Annotated in this window: 16 protein-coding genes; 10 read left to right on the top strand and 6 right to left on the bottom strand. The window is 61.2% G+C overall.

All coding sequences use genetic code 11. From position 1 onward, the window contains the following. Nucleotides 1-65: 65 nt before the first annotated feature. Complete coding sequence (locus DW233_RS07535; protein WP_118267562.1) at nucleotides 66-2,141, top strand: translation factor GTPase family protein; 2,076 nt, start codon at nucleotides 66-68, stop codon at nucleotides 2,139-2,141. 129 nt (nucleotides 2,142-2,270) lie between these two features. Here DW233_RS07535 and DW233_RS07530 read toward each other — a convergent pair whose 3' ends face one another. After that, nucleotides 2,271-3,248: a DNA/RNA non-specific endonuclease gene (locus tag DW233_RS07530; protein ID WP_118267560.1), complete on the bottom strand. Its 978-nt coding sequence runs from the start codon at nucleotides 3,246-3,248 to the stop codon at nucleotides 2,271-2,273. 309 nt (nucleotides 3,249-3,557) lie between these two features. Beyond that, on the bottom strand, nucleotides 3,558-4,436 hold the full coding sequence (locus DW233_RS07525) for an ATP-dependent sacrificial sulfur transferase LarE (protein ID WP_118267558.1): 879 nt from the start codon (nucleotides 4,434-4,436) through the stop codon (nucleotides 3,558-3,560). 173 nt (nucleotides 4,437-4,609) lie between these two features. Here DW233_RS07525 and DW233_RS07520 point away from each other — a divergent pair, with 173 nt between their 5' ends. Further along, complete coding sequence (locus DW233_RS07520) at nucleotides 4,610-5,260, top strand: HAD family phosphatase (RefSeq protein WP_118267557.1); 651 nt, start codon at nucleotides 4,610-4,612, stop codon at nucleotides 5,258-5,260. A gap of 113 nt (nucleotides 5,261-5,373) precedes the next feature. Here the strand turns inward: DW233_RS07520 and DW233_RS07515 are convergent, their stop codons facing one another. After that, nucleotides 5,374-6,486: a LacI family DNA-binding transcriptional regulator gene (locus DW233_RS07515; RefSeq protein WP_118206402.1), complete on the bottom strand. Its 1,113-nt coding sequence runs from the start codon at nucleotides 6,484-6,486 to the stop codon at nucleotides 5,374-5,376. 311 nt (nucleotides 6,487-6,797) lie between these two features. On the opposite strand from DW233_RS07515, the gene glmS reads away from it, so the two are divergent. After that, nucleotides 6,798-8,645: a glutamine--fructose-6-phosphate transaminase (isomerizing) gene (glmS, locus tag DW233_RS07510; RefSeq protein WP_118267555.1), complete on the top strand. Its 1,848-nt coding sequence runs from the start codon at nucleotides 6,798-6,800 to the stop codon at nucleotides 8,643-8,645. 118 nt (nucleotides 8,646-8,763) lie between these two features. Here glmS and DW233_RS07505 read toward each other — a convergent pair whose 3' ends face one another. Further along, the gene (locus DW233_RS07505) at nucleotides 8,764-9,465 is read right to left on the bottom strand and encodes a GntR family transcriptional regulator (RefSeq protein ID WP_050766156.1); all 702 of its coding nucleotides are present in this window, start codon (nucleotides 9,463-9,465) and stop codon (nucleotides 8,764-8,766) included. A gap of 193 nt (nucleotides 9,466-9,658) precedes the next feature. On the opposite strand from DW233_RS07505, the gene DW233_RS07500 reads away from it, so the two are divergent. The 3 genes from DW233_RS07500 (at nucleotide 9,659) to DW233_RS07490 (ending at nucleotide 12,851) form a co-directional block, all read left to right on the top strand. Beyond that, the gene (locus tag DW233_RS07500; protein ID WP_117803964.1) at nucleotides 9,659-10,693 is read left to right on the top strand and encodes a YeiH family protein; all 1,035 of its coding nucleotides are present in this window, start codon (nucleotides 9,659-9,661) and stop codon (nucleotides 10,691-10,693) included. A gap of 280 nt (nucleotides 10,694-10,973) precedes the next feature. After that, on the top strand, nucleotides 10,974-12,191 hold the full coding sequence (locus tag DW233_RS07495) for a helix-turn-helix domain-containing protein (RefSeq protein ID WP_118267554.1): 1,218 nt from the start codon (nucleotides 10,974-10,976) through the stop codon (nucleotides 12,189-12,191). An 84-nt stretch (nucleotides 12,192-12,275) separates the two neighbouring features. Further along, nucleotides 12,276-12,851, top strand: coding sequence for a hypothetical protein (locus DW233_RS07490; RefSeq protein WP_158567828.1), 576 nt, complete (start codon nucleotides 12,276-12,278; stop codon nucleotides 12,849-12,851). A 41-nt stretch (nucleotides 12,852-12,892) separates the two neighbouring features. Here the strand turns inward: DW233_RS07490 and DW233_RS07485 are convergent, their stop codons facing one another. Continuing rightward, nucleotides 12,893-13,414: a nitroreductase gene (locus tag DW233_RS07485; RefSeq protein WP_118267550.1), complete on the bottom strand. Its 522-nt coding sequence runs from the start codon at nucleotides 13,412-13,414 to the stop codon at nucleotides 12,893-12,895. A gap of 294 nt (nucleotides 13,415-13,708) precedes the next feature. On the opposite strand from DW233_RS07485, the gene DW233_RS07480 reads away from it, so the two are divergent. From DW233_RS07480 to DW233_RS07465, 4 genes are all read left to right on the top strand, one after another. After that, complete coding sequence (locus DW233_RS07480) at nucleotides 13,709-13,999, top strand: CDP-alcohol phosphatidyltransferase (RefSeq protein ID WP_118260475.1); 291 nt, start codon at nucleotides 13,709-13,711, stop codon at nucleotides 13,997-13,999. A 179-nt stretch (nucleotides 14,000-14,178) separates the two neighbouring features. Continuing rightward, nucleotides 14,179-14,679 carry a MarR family winged helix-turn-helix transcriptional regulator gene (locus DW233_RS07475; protein ID WP_118267548.1) on the top strand — a complete coding sequence of 167 codons (501 nt, stop codon included), beginning with the start codon at nucleotides 14,179-14,181 and terminating at the stop codon, nucleotides 14,677-14,679. Then, entirely contained in the window at nucleotides 14,679-16,403 is a 1,725-nt protein-coding gene (locus DW233_RS07470) for an ABC transporter ATP-binding protein (protein WP_118267547.1), read from the top strand. Before DW233_RS07475 ends, DW233_RS07470 begins: the two co-directional genes overlap by 1 nt. Nucleotide 16,404: 1 nt before the next feature. Then, nucleotides 16,405-18,405, top strand: coding sequence for an ABC transporter ATP-binding protein (locus tag DW233_RS07465; protein ID WP_199574610.1), 2,001 nt, complete (start codon nucleotides 16,405-16,407; stop codon nucleotides 18,403-18,405). Between the two features lie 112 nt (nucleotides 18,406-18,517). On the opposite strand, the gene cysE is transcribed toward DW233_RS07465, so the two are convergent. Further along, nucleotides 18,518-19,222, bottom strand: coding sequence for a serine O-acetyltransferase (cysE, locus tag DW233_RS07460; protein WP_118267545.1), 705 nt, complete (start codon nucleotides 19,220-19,222; stop codon nucleotides 18,518-18,520). Between the last annotated feature and the right edge of the window lie 45 nt (nucleotides 19,223-19,267).

Genomic DNA, 19,267 nt, shown 5'->3' with positions numbered 1-19,267 from the left:
GGCACCGACCGCGAACTCTCCCCGTTGGCGTCGCGCATTGCGCGCGGCCCTGCAAGGAGGTCATCATGGGTGCTCCCAAGACCGGTAACGTAAGGAACGTGGTGCTCGTAGGCCAAGGCGGGGTGGGCAAGACTTCACTCGCCGAGGCCATGCTCCACCTTTCCGGCAAGACCGCCCGCCTTGGCGGCCACGACGGCACCAAGCCCACGCTCGACTATGACCCCGAAGAGGTCAAGCGTGCGTTTTCCATCTCGACGACCATTGCGCCGATCGACTGGAAGGGCGCTCGCATCAATGTGCTCGATGCCCCGTGCTATCCCGATTTTATCGGCGACGCCTTTGCCGCGATGAGCGTCTGCGAGACGGCTCTGTTTGTGGTCGACGCCGAGGCCGGCCCGCAGCCCACAACGGTTAAACTCTGGTATGCCGCCGAGGACCTGCGTCTGGCGCGTGCGGTGTTTGTAAACCGCCTGTCGCGCTCCGAGGCCAGCTTTGCGACCACAATGGACCTGCTGCAGGAGCGCTTTGGTACGCGCCTGGGCGCCGTGACTCTTCCCTGGGGCGAGGGCGAGGACTTTGACGGCATCATCGACCTGGTGCGCATGAAGGCGCGCCACTGCAACGGCGCCGAGGCCGTTGAGTCGGAGATTCCCGAGGAGTATCGTGCCCAGGCCGAGGAGGCCCATGACCATCTGTGCGAGCTGGTGGCCGAGGCCGACGACGAACTGATGATGAAGTACTTGGAAGGCGAGGAGACGCTGACGCAGGAGGAGCTTGAAGGCCTGCTGTCGAAGGCGATCGCCGAGCGCATCTTTGTGCCGGTCTTTGCGGGCGATTGCATTAAGGAGCAGGGCGTCAACTCGCTGATGGACGACATCGCCACGTACTTCCCGGCGCCGACCGACTACGGCGAGATGCCGCTCATCGACGGTGATTCGCTTAAGATCTCGAGTGACGATGACCGTCCGGTGGCGTTTGTGTTTAAGACGCTGGCCGACCCGCAGCAGGGCCGCATCAGCTTTATCAAGGTGCTGACGGGCACGCTTGAGCCGGGTCTTGAGCTGATCAACGCCCGCACGCGCAAGAGCGACCGTCTGGCTCACCTGTATGTGATGTGCGGCCGCGACATGACCGAGGTCGGGCACGCCTATGCCGGCGACATCATCGTGGCGCCCAAGCTGGCGGCCGAGACGGGCGATACGCTCTCGATTACCGGCAAGGTCGAGGCTGCGGCGTTTAAGTTCCCCAACTCGCAGTACCGCATCGCCATCGAAGCCGAGAACCGCGGCGACGAAGAGAAGCTCTACACGTTTATCGAGAAGGCTTGTAAGGCCGATCCGACCATGAGCATCGACCGCGACGAGGAGACCGGCCAGACCATTATCTCGGCGGTGGGCGAGGCACAGGTTTCGGTCCTGCTCAATCGTCTGGAGGACCGCACCAAGGTCGCTGCCAAGAGCGTGCCGATCCGTATCCCGTATCGCGAGACCATTCGCCGTACGGCAAGTGCCCAGGGCCGCCATAAGAAGCAGACCGGCGGCGCCGGTCAGTACGGCGACTGCTGGCTGCGCGTGGAGCCGCTCATTGGGCCCGACGGCACGAGCGACGGCTATGAGTTTGTGGATGAGGTCGTAGGCGGCCGCATTCCGCGCTCGCTGATTCCCGCCGTGGACAAGGGCGTCCAGGAGACCATGAAGGACGGCATCATTGCCGGCTACCCGCTCACGGGCATTCGCGTCGCGGTGTACGACGGCTCGTATCACAGCGTCGACTCCAACGAGATGGCGTTCCGCGCGGCGGCACGCATCGGCCTGCGCAAGGCATGCGCCGATGCCGACCCGGTGGTGCTGGAGCCCATCGAGGAAATCACGGTGACGATCCCCGAGAGCTACGCCGGCGCCGTGATGGGCGACATCTCGGCCTCGCGCGGTCGCGTGACGGGCATGGAGACCGACGAACGCGGTGATACCGTGGTCATTGCCCAGGCGCCGCTGGCCGAGCTAACGGATTACTCGACGCGCCTGCGCTCTATCACGCGCGGCACGGGCGACTTTACCATGAAGCCCGCCGGCTACGAGCAGGTTCCCTATGACGTTCAGGCCAAGCTGGTCGAGCGCTATGAGGAGGGCCGCGCCAAGTAGCGTGGGGCTTTGCCTGCAACATACATGCCGATGCAAGGGCCGCTCTGGGCAATCCGGGGCGGCCCTTTTGATCCCTGGGGGACGGAGGAAAACGGATCATTTTAGGTTTTGGGGCAGCTTTTGTCGGCCCTAGTCTCCCGAGGCCTGATTGCGGCCGGTGGCGTAGTCGATCTGCACATGCGGCTGCAGGTTGTAGCAATATACGTGGAAACAGAGGGTCTTGCCGTGGTCCTCGACCGATTGCGCCTCAAGGCGTACGCCACGGCAGACAAGTTCCTCTTCGTTATACATGGGCGTGACGCGGTAGAGCACATGGTTGCCCGTATCGCGGATATAGCCGAGAATCTGTTCTTCAAACGGTAGCATGCCCGTCTCGTTGAGATAGCGCGTGCCGGTGAGGAGATTCTTGCGGTTGGCGTTTTCGCCGCAGAGCGACCAAGCGATAAGGTGGCAGCGGTTGTAGAGGCTCTGACCCGGAACAAAGTCATAGCGTTGCTGGTGCCAGCCGGCGGGGTGGATGCGCGAGATATCGCCGCGCTTGCCCTGGCCGAGCGATTCGGGGCCTACGCAGGCGAGTGCCTTGCGAGTGCGGCCTAGGCTATCGAGCTTGGAGAATTTCTTAAAGCAGCCCTCTTCGGTGGCGCGCTCGTATTCATCGAGCGTGAATGACGGCGTGCCGAGCGGGTGCGTGCTGTCGGCGCGAAGGGCAACGTAGGGATTGCCGCCGTAGTCGGGAATGCTGCTGAGATATACGCCGCGGGCGCGGTCGAGATCGGGGTTTTCGACCTCGTCGATGGGGGTGACGTTTGAAGAGGCATCGTCAGCGGTGTCGGTCGTGGCGGATTCAGAGCCATCGCCGGAGTCCTGATCATCTTCGGAGTCCGTGGAGCTCGCTGTTCCCGATTCGAGCCGGGCGACCAAGTCCGCTTCGTCGTCGGTGCGGTTGGGGCTCTCGCTTTGCTTCTCGGCCAGAGCAGCCGCCTGCTCATCGCTTTGCGGCGAGAGCAGCTTGGGCGCTCCGTCGAGCGACCCTGTGAACAGCGCAAACCCCAGCACCACGGCGGTGCCGATGGAAAGTACTTGCTTGTAGGCGGACTTGCGCGACATTGAGGCTCCTGGCTAGACGGTTCGGAATCTACCAGTCTAGCAGGTGCCGGCAGGGGTCGCTCTACCGAACAAATACTTAAAGATTGGGAGACGCGCTATCGATCCATTTGCCCTAGAAGGGGTTGCGATGGTTGGGACGTGTGGGGCTCGACGTTTCCCCAGATAAAACCTGCCAAAATAAATCTGTCCCCTTTTAGAAGGTCGGCAACAATTTATGTGGTTCAGGTTGAGCATGCGCGAGCGAGCAGATTGCCGTGCCCGGGGCCTGCGCAGCGCCGAGCGGTTACGCCGTTTGTAAAACGGCGTAATTTAAAGATTCATGTTGCCGTGGATGTAGGGGGCGACCTCGGGGGAGATGTGTCCGCAGCCTAGGTTGCGCAGCACGGACTCGATGGCGGCGGGCAGCGGGGTCTTTCCCTCGTCGTTGACCACGGTACCGCCGAGGGCGGCGATCTTGGCGACATCTGCCGGGGCGGCTTCGATATGCATGCAGCCGCCGACCAGGCGTGCGCGGACCTGCGCCAGGTCAAGATCGTGCAGATAATCCTCGCAGGCGCGGATTAAATCGACCTTCTCGCGCGTAAGCTTCTCGCCCGTGGGGACGCGCGTGGCAAGGCAGGCCCCCGCCGGCAGGTTCCAAACGGGATAGCCCCATGCGCGCAGCAGCTCGCGCTCTTCGTCCTTGGTGAAGCCGACCTCCATAAGGGGTGAGCGCACGCCGAGCTCTTCTGCCGCACGCATGCCGGGGCGGTAGTCACCGCGATCGCTTGCATTGCTGCCATCGATGACGGTGGGAAAGCCTAGCGACTTGGCGTGGTTGACGATAGCGGTAAAGCCGGCGCGCTTGCAGTGGTAGCAGCGGTCGGCGTCGTTGCAGGCTATCTGGGGGAGCTGCAGCTGATCGACCGAGAGGTTGAGTACGGGAAGCTTGAAGTGCGGCCCCTCATCGGCCTGCCCGTCAACCGCCCGCTCAAACGAAGCCTGCTCGGGCGTGCCGATGAGCGGCGTGGTGAGGTGAACGAGAAGCGTGCTGGCGGGCATGATGCGGGCGCAGACCGCGGCCAAAAAGCTGCTGTCGACGCCACCGGAAAAGCCGATGGCGACGCGTCCGTATGCTAAAAGCAGCTGCTCGAGCGCTGCGAGTTTGTCCTGAAGCCCCTCTGCGGGTGCGGTGGTGTCTGAAAGCATAAGTCGATCCTTGCCGTTGAGTACTCGGTCGAAAACTATAATCCTACCGAGTCGCTTGTCATAAGACTTCTATCTATGTAACGAAAGTGCAATATGCTATATACGTTATATACAAGTTTACAGGTGCGGTAAAGTTGCGGGAGTACAGCAGCGCGAAGAGATGGGGGACCGATATGATCAAGGCCGTTATTTTTGACATGGACGGAACGCTGGTCGACACCGAGCGTTTGGGTATCAAGGCGTGGAAGGCGGGCGCGGCCGAGCTGGGATTCGCGATTGACGATGCGCTGATCCATCAGTTTATCGGCCGCACGTTGCCCGATGTCATGGAGATCCTTGATGGGCATTACGGCAGCCGCGAAACCGCTGAGGCAATCTATCGTCGCCATAGGGAGATTCGCGACGAGATGGTCAAGACCGATCTGGAGCTTAAGGCCGGTGCCGCCGAGTGCATAGACGAGCTGCTGGCTGCGGGCTATCACGTAGGCCTTGCGACGTCGTCGCGCCTCGTTACGGCCGAGCGCAACCTTAAGATGGTTGGCCTCTTTGACAAGTTTGAAACGGTGACCTGCGGCGAGGACGTCGTGCACGGAAAGCCCGACCCCGAGATGTATCTGCTTGCCTGCGAGCGCGCGGGCTTTGCTCCCGAGGAATGTGCCGTGGTCGAGGATTCGCGCAACGGCTGCGTCTCGGGCATTACGGCTGGCTGCCACGTCTTTGCCGTCCCCGATATCGTGCCGCTGCCGCAGGACGTCGTGGACGGCTGCGAGGCCGTGCTCGATACGTTGTTCGATCTGACGGCGGCGGTCAAGGCCGTGCTCTAGACAATTGCGGTGTTGAAACGAGCAATTACCCACGTTTGCGCTTAAGCAAAAGGGGCCCGGCAATGGTCGGGCCCCTTTTGCTTAAGCGGCGACTTGGCATACTTGCGCGCGTGCTATAGATACGCGCCCAGGTTGATGGCGGTGGCTTCGGCGTGGTTGCTTGCCTGGGTGCTGGCGCGTTCCAGCAGGAACGGCCGCACGAGTTCTTGGCGGTTGATGTCCTCGATGGCTGTGACCGCGGTGACGGTGCGCGCTGCAGAGCCGATGCGGACGTGCTTGGTCTTTGCCGGCGCCTTGTTCTCGATTTGCTCCATGAGCAATTGAACACCCTTGCGGCCAATTTCGTAGCCCGGCGGCGCCACGGTGGTAAGGGGGACCGACCCGCTCCAGGCAAGTGGATTGCCGTCGCAGCCGGCCACGCGGACCTGCTCGGGGACGGAGATGCCTTTGTCTATCAGCGCCGAGATAACGCCCGACGCCAGTACGTCGGTCAGGCCGATGACAAAATCGGGGCGCTCGTCGCCGGAGCGCTCGGCAATCTGGGCGCCGATGCTGTAGCCGTCGGCAGCGGTATTCCATTCGCCGGCGTCGATGACTTCGATCTTGATATCGGGGTGCAGGGCAAGGGCCTTGTGGATGCCAAGTACGCGCAGGGTGAGCTGCATAAATGCCGCTCTGCCCACAACGGTGATATGGCGTGCGCCACGGGCAACGGCGAGCTCGGCGATAATGCGCCCCTGCGCCTCGTTGTCGGCGGCCACGTAGTAACCGGGTTCGGAACAGTGGATGTCCAGATGGACGATCGGCACGGGCATCTTGGTCATAGCGGGGTGCCAGTCGGGGGACGCCATGGGCTGAACCATGACGCCGGACATCTGCGTGCCCATAAAGTAGCGCAGGTAATGGTCCTGGAGAATGCCGTCGTTATCGGCGTTGGCGATGAGCAGGTCGTAACCGTGCTTGCGGGCCTCGTTATGGGCGCCGCTGGCAATTTGGAGCGAGAAGCCGTGATCGAGACGGGGGAGGACCAGGCCAAAGGACTTGGTGGTGCCGCCTGCGAGCTGACGGGCACTTTGGTTGGGCAGGTAGCCAAGGCGATTGATGGTCTCGTTGATGAGCTTGAGGGTCTCGGGGCGCAGCTTTTCGGGATGGTTGAGCGCGTTGGAAACCGTGCCCAACGAAACCCCGGCCTCGCGCGCGACGTCGCTGATTTTTACCTTTGCCATAGCGGCCCCTTTGATGCGTTTCAAGTACAAGCCAGATTGTAGCATCCCAAACCTACCAAAAAGGGACAGGTTTATTTTGGCAGGTTTATCTGGGGAAACGCCGTTGCCAGCGCGGCCACCACAAAGGTGCCTGTTCCCATTGTGGTGGTTTGGACCGGCTGGACGTGTGTGCATCGGGTGGTATCTAAGTTGAGATACCACTTCTGGTATATCAGCTTGCGTTTGCGTGAGTACAATACTCGAACGTTGTACGTCTCAGCGCCCCTTGTGCGTGGACGTCTTGCAGTCACGCGAACGAAGGGATTTGTCCTATGTGCGGAATTGTCGGCTACACCGGCTTTGATATTGCAAAGAACATCCTGGTCACGGGCCTTAAGCGTATGGAGTATCGCGGCTATGACTCTTCGGGCGTCGCGCTCGAGGTGGGCGAGGGCGCCGCGGCGCACCTCGACGTCATCCGTCGCGTGGGCAAGGTCGCGGGCCTGGAGAGCGAGCTTTCCAACATCGACAGCGACGCTACCTGCGGCATTGGTCACACCCGCTGGGCCACCCACGGCAAACCTTCCGTCGTTAATGCCCATCCCCACACCAGCTGCGACGGTCGTATCGCCATCGTCCACAACGGCATCATCGAGAACTTCGCCGAGCTGCGCGAAGAGCTGGAAGGCCGCGGCCACCACTTTAAGAGCGAGACCGATACCGAGGTCTTCGCGCATCTGATCGAAGAGGCTTATGCCGAGACGCACGACCTGATGGCCTCCGTGCGCGAGGCTTGCACCCACGTGGTGGGCGCCTATGGCTTGGCCGCCGTTTCCGCCGATGAGCCTGGCGTGATCGCCGTGGCTCGCAAGGACTCCCCGATCGTAGTCGGCGTGGGCGAAACCGGCTCCTATGTTGCTTCCGATGTCATCGCGCTCATCGACGCAACCCGCGACGTCGTGGTACTCGAGGACGGTCAGTTTGCCAAGCTCGCGCCCGCAGGCGTCGAGTATACCGACGAGGCCGGCAATGTGATTGAGCCCAAGGTTACCCATATCGACTGGGATCTGGACATGGCCGAAAAGGGTGGCTACCCCGACTTTATGCTCAAGGAGATCCATGAGCAGCCGCGCGTCGTGCGCGATACCCTGGTGGGCCGCATGACCCCCGCCGGTGAGCTCGATATCGATGAGCTGGGCCTTTCGCTCGAGGAGCTCAACGATATCGACCGCGTCTACGTGATCGCTTGCGGCACCAGCTACCACGCCGGACTCATTGCCAAGAATCTCATTGAGGGCTGGGCTCGCATCCCCACCGAGGTGGAGGCGGCCAGCGAGTTCCGCTATCGCAATCCCATCATCACGCCGACGACGCTTGTCGTTGCCGTGTCCCAGTCGGGCGAGACGGCCGACACCCTTGCCGCCATTCGCGACGCGCGCATCAAGGGTGCCAAGGTCTTCGGCATCACCAACGTGGTTGGTAGCCCCGTGGCGCGTGAGAGCGACGGCGTCATCTACACTAAGGCCAACAAGGAGATCGCGGTCGCCTCGACCAAGAGCTTCATCGGCCAGGTCGTGAGCCTTACGCTGCTGGCTTTGCTGTTGGCGCAGGTTAAGTACCGTCTGACCACCAAACAGGCGCGCATGCTGTTCCGCGAGCTTTCCGATACGGCCGAGCAGATCCAGTGGATTTTGGATACCCAGACCGAGGCCGTTCATGAGGCCGCCCTGCTGTGCAAGGACGCGCAGTCCGCGCTGTTCGTGGGTCGCGGCATGGGTGCCGCTATTTCCTACGAGGGTGCGCTCAAGCTCAAGGAGGTCAGCTACCTGCACGCCGAGGCCTACGCCGCCGGTGAGATGAAGCACGGCCCCATTGCCCTGATCGACCCGGGCTTCCCTGTCATCGCTGTGGCCACCAAGAGTGCCACCTACGACAAGACCGTGTCGAACCTTATGGAGTGCAAGGCACGCGGCGCCAAGGTCATCGTCGTTGCCACCGAGGGCGACGAGGAGATCAACAAGATCGCCGACTGCATCGTCCGCGTGCCGGCAGTCCGCGACGTGTTCAGCCCCATCACGGCGAGCGTTCCTCTGCAGCTGCTCGCCCGCGAGGTCGCCATCCTGCGCGGCTGCGACGTCGACCAGCCCCGTAACCTGGCCAAGAGCGTCACGGTAGAGTAGTTGGTTCCGCCGTTATAACGACCAAGGCCCGGCTCCGCGTCATCAGACAGAGCCGGGCCTTTTTGTACGGAGAAACCACCACAAAGGTGTCTGTCCCCTTTGTGGTGGTTTTGGCAGGTTAGCGGAGCTTGCTGGTCTCGAAGTACTCGGGGAACTGGTCCAGAACCTCGGTTTGGTTGCGGAACATCATGTGCAGGTGCTTGCTGACCAAAAAGCTCGCTTCGATGGGGTCGCGACCGGCGATAGCGCGGCGAATCTGCTTGTGCTCGTTCACGATGTCCTGATTGTCGAGAACCTGCGTGGCGGCGCGCAGCCAGCGGAAGCGCTCCAGGTCGGCATTGGTCTCTTCGAGCCACGACCACACGGTGCTGCGACATGCGATGCTAAAAATCATGTGATGCATGAGGTTGTCGCTCAAAAAGAAGCCGATGCGATCCTCTTCGGCCATGGCCTTTTCCTGCAGCACGATGGCGCGGTCGAGCTGCTCGATGCCGGCCGACGTGGCGCGCGCACAGCACTCCACAATCACCTGCTTTTCCAGATGCTCGCGGATGTAACAGGCACTCTCGGCAAGGGTGAGGTTGATGGGTGAGACGTAGGTGCCGCTCTGGGGCACGGTGCGCACCAGGCCTTCCTGCGCCAAGCGAACCAAAGCCTCGCGCACGGGCGTGCGCCCCATATCCAGGTCGTCGCAAAGTTGCTTGACGCCCAGCTTTTCGCCCGGCTTGTAGTCCAGGTAGACGATTTTGCGTCGAATGGTGTGGTAGGACTGGTCCTGTAGGCTCGTTTCCTGCTCGCCGACGTGCATCGATTCTTCCATAGCGCCTCGCAACTGTTCTATCAAACTCATATGTCAGTTGTTAATTATGCCGCGAATCAGCTTTCCGCGGTGGGTAGTTCGGCTGTTGCCCAAGAACTATTGCGGCATCTTAGTCTTTGTTTACGCAAGGCTGCGCTCAATGTTGCCGTATCATAAGCCGTCGCAAACGTGAAAGAGAAAGAAGGAATCCCATATGCAACTGGCGAATATCGTACGTGAGCGCTGGAAGGGCGTCTTGTTCTGCCTGATCATCGCCATTCCCGCGACGTTGCTCGGCAAACAGATTGAGGTGGTCGGTGGGCCGGTATTCGCCATCCTCTTCGGCATGGTTCTGGCGCTCGTCTTTCCCAAGAATCGCCGCGAACAGCTCGCCGCCGGTGTCACCTATACGTCTAAAAAAGTCTTGCAGTACGCGGTAATCCTGCTTGGCTTTGGCATGAACCTCTCGCAGATTCTGTCCAAAGGCGCTCAGTCGCTGCCGATTATCGTGGCGACGATTTCGACCTCGCTTGTCATCGCCTTCGTGCTCTGCCGCGTTATGAACGTGCCGGGCAAGATCGCGACGCTTGTGGGTGTGGGTTCGTCGATTTGCGGCGGTTCTGCCATCGCCGCGACCGCACCCGTCATCGATGCCGACGATCGCGAGATTGCCCAGGCTATTTCGGTCATCTTCCTGTTTAACGTTATCGCGGCGCTCGTGTTTCCGACGCTCGGTGGTATGCTCGGGCTGACCAACGAGGGCTTTGGCCTGTTTGCCGGCACCGCCATCAACGACACCTCGTCCGTAACGGCTGCGGCGAGTGCTTGGGACAGTATGCATCCCGGTGCCAATGTGCTCGAGAGCGCCACGGTGGTCAAGCTCACCAGGACGCTGGCCATTATTCCCATCACGTTGGTCCTCGCATGCTGGCAGATGCATCTGGCGCGCAAGGCCGGCGGCGACGCCAAAAGCACGTTCTCGCTTAAACGCGCGTTTCCCATGTTTGTGCTGTTCTTTGTGCTGGCGAGCGTAATCACCACGGTGCTTCAGCTTCCCGTGTCCATCACGGCGCCCATCAAGGAGCTGTCGAAGTTCTTTATCGTGATGGCCATGGCGGCTATTGGCTTTAATACCGATATCGTCGAGCTGGTCAAAAAGGGCGGCAAGCCCATCGCGCTGGGCTTTTGCTGCTGGATTGGCATTGCGTGCATGAGTTTGGGAATGCAGCACGTGCTGGGAATCTGGTAGAGAAGTAGCTTATTCGCGTGCTGGTTGCTGGTTGCTGGTTGCTGGTGAGCGCAAGCCTGCGGTGGAGCGATAGGAGCTCTTGCGGGTATGGCTTGTCCGCAGGTTTATAAGTCCCGAAGAGCTCTTATCGCCCCGCCAGGATGGCGATGCGGGGCAACACCTATACTCGCAGGACGGCGCTTTCTGCCCTATAGTGTTTGGTGAGCAATATCGTTCAATTTTGAAACACTCGGTCGTGCGACCGTCGGCGGTTGCACGTCGCCGCGGACAGGGGCAAATCATGAATAGCGATGCCAAGCTGAACATCTTGACCGAGGCCCTGGCTGCTGCCGGGGCCTCGGCATTGGCAATCGATGCGCGTGGGGACGTCGTGATTTCGACCATGAATGACGCGGCGCTTGAGCGGGATGTGGCGGCTTTTGTCGCTGAGCGCCTCGACCGTATAGGAGACGGCGCGCGTCTGGTTATGGGGCGCGCGGGTACGCGCCTGAGCCTGACCGTTCGCCCCACCGACAAAGAGGGTGGGGGCCTTTGGGTCGTCGTGGTCCGCGAGATGCGCGGCGCCGCGGCACATGCGGGCATCGAGTGGCTCAACGCCGACGAAGTTGAGGCCCGCTACGAATCGAGCGCGTACGGCATCGTTGAGGGGGCGGCCTCGGTAGCTGCGCCGGTCGCCGAGAGCTACGCGCGCGGTGTGCCCCTTATGCTCGAGGGCGAGCTGGGAGCGGGTCAGGTCGAGATAGCCAAGCGCCTCTATCTGGACGGTCCTTTTGCCGATCAACCCTTTGTTGCCGTTGCGCTCGATGAGCTTACCGATCGCGGTTGGCGCCACGTGCTCAAAAGCGCCGAATCGCCGTTGTTCCAAACGGGGCTGACACTTTGCATTGCGGGCTGGAATGCGGTTGGCCCCCAGCGCCTTCGCGAGCTCGTTTCCACGATGGCCGACACCGCGTTGGCGACGCGCTGCCATGTGGTGCTGACGGCGAATGACATGCCGGGCGGCAGCGAAAGTGATCAAGCCGCCTTTGTGACCGAGCGCTTCGCCTGTGCGGTGAGCGTGGCGCCGGCAATCGTCGAGCAGGGAGCCACGTCGCAAAAGATTGCGCGCTATTTGGAATATCTCGCTGGTGCATTTGGGACGGCAGCGCCCACGCTGTCTGCCGCGGCGACGAAGGCGCTCGATGCTTACCGCTGGCCGCGCAATTATCTGCAGCTCCGCGAGGTCTCGGAACGACTGTATATATTGGTGGGGGCGGGCACGGTGGATCGCGCTGTGGCGGAGGAAGTGCTAGCCCAAGAGGACGTGATTAAGACCGCAACCTTTGGCGCCCCGACACTCGAAAGCGACCTGTATATCCTGCGACCGCTGGCCGATACCGAGCGAGATATCGCGCATCTGGTTGTAGATCATCTCCACGGCAACCGAACCCGTGCGGCGGAGGTGCTGGGCATAAGCCGAACAACGCTGTGGCGCTTACTGAAGGACGATGACCGTTGAGCGAGGCGCCCGTGACCGCGCGCGACGCGTGTGCTACAGTCCAAAGCGTTATTGTTTCGATTTGGTTACGGCGTGCGGGGGCGTATGGCTGAGACTACAAAACCGAGCCGCAGAAGGCGGAGCGCCGCGCCGGTTAACCGACGCACAACATCGGTGACGTGGGGCAAACACGCCTCGGGGTTTGACGGCTCGTTCAAGCGCACTAAATACGGCTATCCTTCGACAGGTGCCCGCTTGGCAATGCAGGCAGAGTCCTCGCTGTGGGACCGCAAACGCGTGGTGGGTTCAAAGCTCAAGCACGACGGCACGCTCGGCTACATCAGCCGCGGGGCGGCTCGTCGCAGCGGACTCAATCCGGCTGGTTGGCATCGTTATGTTCCGATCACGGTCGTCATTGCGGTGATCGTCATCGCACTCGCTGCGCTTGGCTACGCCGGCGGCGGCGCCAACTTGGACGCAGTGTTTAAATCGCCCGAGCTCGCGCATGCAGGCACAGAAGTTGTCGAGGGCGCTCAGACCCAGACGGGCGTCGCGCCCCAGCGCGGTATCGTTGCGGCAGCCTCCACCATCGCCGATGCGCAAAAGGACGAGGGTGAACAGGGCGACGACGCCGAAACGACTCAAACGAACGAAACGACGACAACTCCATCGGCAAGATAAGTTGCGAGCGGGTCCGCCGTTCGTTAGAACGGCGGAACTAATTACTTCACATACACCACGTTGTCGCGGCGCGGCTTTGCCTCGGGAAGCGCGTCTTCGGCATAGCCCAGAATGCAGTGACCGACGCCGCGTAGGCTTCCGTCGGTGGGCAGACCCCAGCTGGCCAGTAGCTCCAGGCCCTCGGGCGAATCGAAAACCTCGTGGGCGCGATGAATCCAGCACGAATCGACACCCAGTGCATAGGCGGCGTTGAGCAAGTTGCCCATGGCGAGCGAACCGTCTTCCAGATGCGTGGGCACGCTGCGGTCGACCAGTACCACCACAACAGTCTTGGCACCGTAGAAGGGGTCGCTGTTGCTGCCCATGACTTGCGCGTTGAGCTGCGAGAGACGCTCGACGGTCGCGGGGTCGGTGACGGCGACAAACGTCACCGGCTGGCGGCCCATGCCGCTCGGTGCATATTGGCCGGCTTCGATAATACGTGCAAGCTTCTCGGCCTCGACGGGACGATCGCTGTATTTGCGGCAGCTGCGGCGGTGAATGAGCGCTTCGATGGTCTCCATGGTGTCTCCTTGTGGTGGCGTTGCAGATGCCACGTTCATACCCGTCGGGCTCAAACGATAGACGGTCAATTGCCCGGCCAAAAGGATAGATTCCAATTGGGAAAGTAGGTTTGCATAAAAGTGCCTTCAGAATGTGACAAAGCAATGGGATGGTTAAACGTTTTATCCCGTCTACCCTGCGGTTTTTTACCACTTGCCTAAATGATGCGCGCATAAGCTCTGATAAAGGTTTTACTAAAGGAGTACCAACGTTTATCAGCGCGCCATGGTGGCGCCGGGCCAGGAGGTAACATCATGTTCCAGGCTGGAGATGTCGTCGAGACCGACTTCGAAGGATTTCTGAAGCTGCTGCGTTCCAAGACGCGCGCTTTCGTGTCGATCAACGATCACGAGTACTACATCACGCACACCGATGGCTATTGGCGTGTTCAGGATTGCGAGGCCCTCAACGATAAGGGCCACTTTACTGACTGCTCCGAGCTGGTCAACACGGTCTGCGAGGTCGTCGAACTGCCGTGGATCTGTGGCAAGAGCCTGCACGACAGCTTCTCGGGCGCCACGGTCTACGAGGCCGTCGCTGCGTAACGGCCAACAATCGATATTCTCTTGCAACCGCCGGCGCCGCCCCCGCGCCGGCGGTCTTTTTTGTCGACATGCCTATGTAGAGCTGACCATATATAACGAGCTTATTGACGATAGTCAAAACTCGGACTAATGTAGAGATGTCAATTGGTCAAAACTCGGACAATCGAATGGTGGGATAGATGAATAGTGCGGTTACGCTGGTCGATTTCGACCGGATGCTCAATGGACTCGACCATATCTATTCGGAGTTCTCGCGCACCTGCGGTCTTTCGGATTGCGCCTATTGGATGCTCGTCGACACCAGCACGGCGGACGGCAGCATCGCCGTGAGTCGTCTGACAAGCGAATGGTTCTATAGCAAGCAGACCATCAATTCGGCAATCAAGACGCTTAGGGCGCGAGGGCTTGCGACATTGGAGTTTGCCGAGGGCAGTCGTAAGAACAAGGTTGTGCGACTGACCGCAGAAGGTATGCAGTTTGCCAAGCGCTACGCGTTGCCGGCGCAAAAGGCCGAGCAGCAGGCATTCGAGGCGCTCGAGCCGTGGGAACAGCGCGAGATCATGCGCTTGGTCGGTAAGTTCTCCCATGTTCTTAACGAAGAATGCGAGGCATTTAAACGGCAAGTTGCCGCCGAGAACGAGGCTGACGATAAGGGCGAGGGGGAGACATGCGACTCTTAATGAGGTTTATGAGGCCGTATCGCGGGCTGATTGCGGTGACGCTGCTGGTGCTGCTAATCGACAACGTCGGTACGCTGCTCGTGCCCACGATGTTGGCGAACATGGTCAACACGGGCATCACGACGGGCGACGTCGATTACATCTTGCGCAACGGTCTGTACATGCTCATCGCGACCGGCATGGCCAGCGGCGGCGCGGTGCTGGGCTGCTATCTTTCGGCCCGCCTGGCGGCCAACGTGGCCTGCGATATCCGCAACGCCGTGTACGACAAATCGCTCGAGCTGTCCGCCAGCGACTTTGAGCGCTTTGGCACGGGTTCGATGATCACGCGCTCGCTCAACGACATCAACGTGATCCAGCAGGCCATTCTGCAGACGATTCAGTTGGTGCTGCCGGTGCCGTTCTTGGCCGTCGCGGGCATCATCTTTGCCTGGTTTATCGATCCTGCCATGGGCACGCTGCTGGGCGTGGTCGTTGCGATCGTGCTGGTGGCGGCGGTCTTTACGGTGGCTAACGCCGCGCCGATTTTTATGCGCCTTCAGAGCTTTATCGACCGCATGAACGTGGTGCTGCGCGAGAACATCGTGGGCGTGCGCGTCATCCGCGCATTTAACAAGGAACGCCACGAGGAGCAGCGCCTGGACGAGGTGTTTAGCGATTACGCGGCCAATGCCATCAAGGTCAACCACCTGTTTGTGGGTCTCGACAGCTCCAGCTTCTTTTTGATGAACATCGCCGAGGTGGCGGTGCTGTGGGTGGGCGGCAACCGCGTGGGCGTCCATGCCATGCAAATCGGCAGCATCTCGGCCGTGCTGGAGTACGCGATCCTGATCCTGTTCTTTGTGATGATGGCGCAGATGGTGGTGCTGACGCTCCCGCGCGCCGCGGCGTGTCTCAACCGCGCGCAGCAGGTGCTCGAAATCGAGCCGAGCATTGTGGACGGCAAGGCTACGCTGGGCGACGGGGCGCCTGAGTCCGCAGACGGCGCCGACGCGGTGGCCGTGTTCGACCACATGTCGTTCCGTTTTGACGATGCCGACGAGGACACCCTGTGCAACCTGAGTTTTGCCTGCCGCCGTGGACAGACGACCGCGATCGTGGGCTCAACGGGCTCGGGCAAGTCAACGGTGGCCAAACTCTTGCTTCGCTTCCACGATGCCACGAAGGGCGCCATTCGCCTGAACGGCGTCGATCTGCGCGACCTTTCGCAAGACGACATCCGCGGGCGTATCGCCTATGTGCCGCAGAAGGCATGGCTGTTCTCGGGTACCGTGGCAAGCAATCTGCGCTTTGGCAACGAAGATGCGGCCGAGGCTGACATGCTCCATGCGCTCCAGGTTGCCCAGAGCACCTTTGTACTCGATCAACCGCAGGGGCTCGACACTCCGGTGGCGCAGGGCGGTACGAACTTTTCGGGCGGCCAGCGCCAGCGTTTGGCAATCGCCCGCGCACTCATGAAGCGCGCCGACCTGTATATCTTCGACGACAGTTTTTCGGCCCTGGACTTTAAGACCGATGCGGCACTGCGCCATGCGCTGCAGGACGAGACGTGCGATGCCGCGGTGCTCATCATCGCCCAGCGCATCTCGACTATTTTGCATGCCGATCAGATCGTGGTGCTCAAGGACGGCGAGATCGTGGGCCTGGGCACGCACGACGAGCTCATGGAAACCTGCGAGGTGTACCGCGCTATCGCGGAATCGCAGATGAAGGGAGGTGAGTAGCATGACCGAGGAGCTCAAGAAGCGGGGCATCGCCGATGACGCCGCGGTTGCAGAGACAGTCGAGGAGACGGGCGCCACGCCCGGCCTGGACGAAGCCGCCAAGGCGGCGGAGCGCGAGGCTCGCCGCCAGGCGCTCTACGAGGAAAACGAGCGCGCCGAGGACGAGCGCGCCCGCGCCGAGGCAGAGCGCATGCGCGATGTTGACGACGAGGACGAGGACGAGACGCCCCGCGACACCTGGGCGACGGTGCGCCGCCTGTGGAGCGAGGCCGCCGGCGACCATTGGCGTTTCTATATCGTGTTCGCGAGCATCGTGTTCTACGTCATCTTTAACACCGCCGCGCCGGCGTACAGCGCTCACGTCATCGACGAGCTGTGGGGGCATATGCAGGTGGCGTTTGCCAACGGAACCACCTTCAACATCACCTGGGAGAACTGCGGCAAGACCATCTTCGTCTACTTTATGATCTGGACTGCCGCTGCCTCGTTCTATGCGCTCCAGAGCTTTTTGATGTCGAGCGTGGCCGAACGCCTCAACCTACGTCTACGCAACCGCATCGCACAAAAGCTCAATCGTTTGCCGCTTGCCTTCTTTGACGCGCATCGTCCCGGTGAGGTCGTCAGCCGTGCGACCAACGACTTGGATAAGATGTCCGAGAGCATGCAGCGCGGATTGCTGCAGCTGCTTGTGTCGATCGGCACCGTGACGGGTGCCATCATCATGATGTTCGTCTATAGCGTTAAGCTCACACTCGTCTTTTTGGGCTTCACGGCCCTGTCGCTGCTGGTGACCAACGTGGTTTCGCGCCGTACGCATGATGTGACGGGCGAGCGTCAGGAGTGGGTGTCCAAAATCACGAGCGCGGTCGAGGAAGGCTATTCGGGCCGTTTGGTGATTCGCGCATTCAACCGCGAGCACCAGAGCTCTGCCGAGGTGCACGAGGCCTCGGGCGAGCTGGCGCGCGTGAGCACCAAGGCCGACTTTATGATCAACGCCGTCGGACCCGCGGTTCGCTTTATTGGTCGCCTGGCGCAGATTGTGATTGCGCTCGTGGGCTGCAGCATGCTGGTCGCCGGTCACATGACCGTCGGCGTGTTCGAGGCGTTCTTCCAGTTTATCTACGAGGCGTCCGAACCCATGACGCAGCTGTCGTTCACTTTTAACTCGCTGCAGAGCGCGCTGGCGAGTGCGGAGCGCGTGTTCGACCTGCTTGATGAGCCCGAGATGGAGGCCGATCCGCTGCCGGACGAGGCCGCCAAGCTGCCGGGTCGCATTGAGGGCCGCGTCGCTTTTGAGCACGTGCGCTTTGGCTATGCGCCCGACAAGCCGCTCATGCGCGACGTGTCGTTTACCGCCGAGCCGGGCCAGAAGATTGCGGTGGTGGGAACCACGGGTGCGGGTAAGACCACGCTCATCAACCTGCTCATGCGCTTCTACGAGATTGACGGCGGCCGCATTACGCTCGACGGTGTGGATACGCGCCTCATGAACCGCGGTGAGCTACGTCAGCAGTTTGGCATGGTGCTGCAGGACGCCTGGCTGTTCGACGGCACGATTGCCGAAAACATCGCCTACGGCTGCCCCGAGGCAACGCGCGACGAGATCGTGGCTGCCGCCCGCGCCGCGCAGGTCGACTTCTTTGTGCGCACCATGCCGCAGGGCTACGACACGCGCGTGGCCAATGATGCCGAAAGCATCAGCCAGGGCCAGCGTCAGCTGCTGACCATTGCGCGCGTGCTGCTCAACAACCCGGCGATTCTCATTCTGGATGAGGCGACCTCAAGCGTGGATACGCGCACCGAGCTTGCCATCGGCCGTGCCATGGACGCGCTCATGCATGGGCGCACAAGCTTTGTGATCGCGCATCGCCTGTCGACGATCGTGGACGCCGACCTGATCTTGGTCATGGACCACGGCAACATTATCGAGCAGGGTACGCATAAGGAGCTGCTCGCAGCCGAGGGAGCCTACGCCGACCTCTATCTGAGTCAGTTCGCCTAAGGTGACAAAGGGGCAGCCCCTTTGTCACATTGGAAACAAGGCGCGCCGGGGATGAATTCCCTGGCGCGCCTTCTTGCGTTGATGCCGATGTCGTTTTGTGCTGCTTGCGTTCCTAGCGTTCGTCCGCGAGCTTGGCGACGAGGGCCTTGAGCTCCGCCACCTCTCGCTCGAGTTCCTTGACGCGGCGAGCGTTTTCGGTGATGCCCTGGCGGTTGAGGGCACTCTGCTCGGCGGCGTCATCGGGCATATACTCGCGATGCTGCTTGGCGTCGAAGCTTTCTTCGAACACGCGGCAGCCGTTGCGCTTGATGATGCGCCCGGGCACGCCCACGACGGTGCAGTTATCGGGTACGTCTTTGACGACGACCGAGTTGCCGCCGATCTTGACGTTGTTGCCGATGCGGATGTTGCCGAGCACCTTGGCGCCTGTGCCCACAGTGACGTTATTGCCGAGCGTTGGGTGGCGCTTGCCGGTCTCGTTGCCGGTGCCGCCGAGCGTGACGCCCTGGTAGAGCACGCAGTTGTCGCCCACAATGGTGGTCTCGCCGATGACGACGCCCATGGCATGGTCGATAAAGAAGTGCTTGCCGATCTGTGCGGCAGGATGAATCTCGACGCCAGTGATATGGCGGGTGATTTGCGAGAGCACGCGGGCGAGCGAGCGATGTCCATGTTCCCACAGCCAGTGCTCGGGCACGTGGTTCCACTTGGCGTGCAGGCCGGGGTAAGAAAGGAAGATGACTAGGCCGTTTTGCGCGGCGGGGTCCTGTGCCTGGACGGTCTTGATGTCCTCGCGAATGGTATTGATAAAGCTCACCGGCCGCCCTCCCTTAGCGCCGCGACAATGCAATTCAATAAAGTA

Origin of the sequence: Collinsella sp. AM20-15AC, assembly GCF_003471405.1 — a bacterium.
Classification (GTDB): Bacteria; Actinomycetota; Coriobacteriia; order Coriobacteriales; family Coriobacteriaceae; genus Collinsella.
Note: the sequence above shows the minus strand (reverse complement) of the source record. Positions and strands in the feature narration are given on the sequence as shown.

Excerpts from the sequence above, each read along its gene's own strand:
- DW233_RS07480 (WP_118260475.1), top strand. The coding sequence starts at position 13,709 with ATGTTCCAGGCTGGAGATGTCGTCGAGACCGACTTCGAAGGATTTCTG.
- DW233_RS07485 (WP_118267550.1), bottom strand. The coding sequence starts at position 13,414 with ATGGAGACCATCGAAGCGCTCATTCACCGCCGCAGCTGCCGCAAATAC.
- DW233_RS07470 (WP_118267547.1), top strand. The coding sequence starts at position 14,679 with ATGAGGTTTATGAGGCCGTATCGCGGGCTGATTGCGGTGACGCTGCTG.
- DW233_RS07500 (WP_117803964.1), top strand. The coding sequence starts at position 9,659 with ATGCAACTGGCGAATATCGTACGTGAGCGCTGGAAGGGCGTCTTGTTC.
- glmS (WP_118267555.1), top strand. The coding sequence starts at position 6,798 with ATGTGCGGAATTGTCGGCTACACCGGCTTTGATATTGCAAAGAACATC.
- DW233_RS07495 (WP_118267554.1), top strand. The coding sequence starts at position 10,974 with ATGAATAGCGATGCCAAGCTGAACATCTTGACCGAGGCCCTGGCTGCT.
- DW233_RS07535 (WP_118267562.1), top strand. The coding sequence starts at position 66 with ATGGGTGCTCCCAAGACCGGTAACGTAAGGAACGTGGTGCTCGTAGGC.
- DW233_RS07530 (WP_118267560.1), bottom strand. The coding sequence starts at position 3,248 with ATGTCGCGCAAGTCCGCCTACAAGCAAGTACTTTCCATCGGCACCGCC.
- DW233_RS07475 (WP_118267548.1), top strand. The coding sequence starts at position 14,179 with ATGAATAGTGCGGTTACGCTGGTCGATTTCGACCGGATGCTCAATGGA.
- DW233_RS07505 (WP_050766156.1), bottom strand. The coding sequence starts at position 9,465 with ATGGAAGAATCGATGCACGTCGGCGAGCAGGAAACGAGCCTACAGGAC.
- DW233_RS07520 (WP_118267557.1), top strand. The coding sequence starts at position 4,610 with ATGATCAAGGCCGTTATTTTTGACATGGACGGAACGCTGGTCGACACC.
- DW233_RS07490 (WP_158567828.1), top strand. The coding sequence starts at position 12,276 with ATGGCTGAGACTACAAAACCGAGCCGCAGAAGGCGGAGCGCCGCGCCG.
- DW233_RS07465 (WP_199574610.1), top strand. The coding sequence starts at position 16,405 with ATGACCGAGGAGCTCAAGAAGCGGGGCATCGCCGATGACGCCGCGGTT.
- DW233_RS07525 (WP_118267558.1), bottom strand. The coding sequence starts at position 4,436 with ATGCTTTCAGACACCACCGCACCCGCAGAGGGGCTTCAGGACAAACTC.
- DW233_RS07515 (WP_118206402.1), bottom strand. The coding sequence starts at position 6,486 with ATGGCAAAGGTAAAAATCAGCGACGTCGCGCGCGAGGCCGGGGTTTCG.